General features: G+C 29.3%; 2 protein-coding genes. One reads left to right on the forward strand and one right to left on the reverse strand.

The window, feature by feature from the left end:
* The coding region (locus BWI97_RS28840) for a hypothetical protein (protein ID WP_233208099.1) at positions 1-280 on the reverse strand (280 nt) is incomplete at its 3' end.
* Between the two features lie 132 nt (positions 281-412).
* Between BWI97_RS28840 and BWI97_RS27060 the strand changes: the two genes are divergently transcribed.
* The gene (locus BWI97_RS27060) at positions 413-733 is read left to right on the forward strand and encodes a hypothetical protein (RefSeq protein ID WP_102203492.1); all 321 of its coding nucleotides are present in this window, start codon (positions 413-415) and stop codon (positions 731-733) included.
* Positions 734-866 lie beyond the last annotated feature (133 nt).

Genomic DNA, 866 nt, shown 5'->3' on the forward strand with positions numbered 1-866 from the left:
GCCCAAATGAAATTATGATCGCGGCTAGTTTACTTYCATAAAAATATAAAGCTATCTCATCTATAGGCACTTCTTGAATTTTTGCAATGTCATTACCTGTGTATATGTAATGAGTCATATTATTATATACTTYTCCAGTAGGTTTTATATTTTTGATTGTAGTTACATAAGATCCAAATTTGAAGTTTCTGAAGCCATTATTATTATCTAATGTTTCTATACTTTGAGAATAAGCTAAAAAACTAGAAAATAATAAAGTAAACAATGCTATACTTTTCATTAATAGATAATTTTGAAGTTTCGTGATTATTTCACATATAAAACAAATATATGCAAAAGCCTTAAATAACCATATGTACAACTAACGTTGTAGGTTTTTAGGCATGGACCACCCCAACTGTAACAAATAGTAATGACAGAACATAAAATACAGCCCGAGAAAATAACTAAACCTATACAACTTTTAGCCGTATGGCTGGTTGGGCTAATTCTTCTAGTATCTGCACTTATAACAGCCGCTGCAACAGTTAAAGAACCTTACTGGCTACCTGCATTTTATAGTATATCAGCGGTAGCAATAATTCCTCTATTTCTAGGATTGATATTTCTACTACAAACTAAATTTAGGCCTCAAATGCAAGAGGATGAATATTATTCAAAATATTTAAATGAAAACACAAATAAAATAGAAACAACTTACACAAATAGTTCTGTTAGAATTATTGRAAAATAAATTTGATGAGAAGTTGATAGAGTTTGGTAAAAATAACTAAAGATCAGATTGATGCAGTAAATGAAAATATTGTTAAGCTAATGGCAACTAAATTTCTGTTGAAATTCCTGAACAGAGTGATGTATTAGTAAGC

The sequence above is a fragment of the Siphonobacter sp. BAB-5405 genome (assembly GCF_002872335.1).
Taxonomy (GTDB): Bacteria; Bacteroidota; Bacteroidia; order Cytophagales; family Spirosomataceae; genus Siphonobacter.